This is a genomic window from Nonomuraea sp. NPDC050556, from assembly GCF_044457355.1.
In the GTDB taxonomy this organism is placed as follows: Bacteria; Actinomycetota; Actinomycetes; order Streptosporangiales; family Streptosporangiaceae; genus Nonomuraea.
In genome coordinates, this window is sequence record NZ_JBITGU010000003.1 from 559,749 (window position 1) to 560,053 (window position 305).

Below are 305 nucleotides of genomic sequence, written 5' to 3' on the forward strand. Positions count from 1 at the left end.
GCGGCGCGGCCTCATGGCGCTGCTCCGCGGCGCGGCCTCATGGCGCTGCTCCGCGGCGCGGCCTCATGGCGCTGCTCCGCGGCGCGGCCTCATGGCGCTGCTCCGCGGCGCGGCCTCATGGCGCGGCCCTCTCCGTGCGGCCATGAGGCGTGGCTAACCCGCGCCGCCACGCCACTCGTCACGCCCCCTGGCGTCACCAGGCAGGCTGTGTCGTCACGCCAGGCCGTCTCCTCGCCGTCACACCAGCCCGCGCGTCAGGCTCGTCACGACCAAACGCCGGGCCGGGGCTTGTCACGCCTCACACC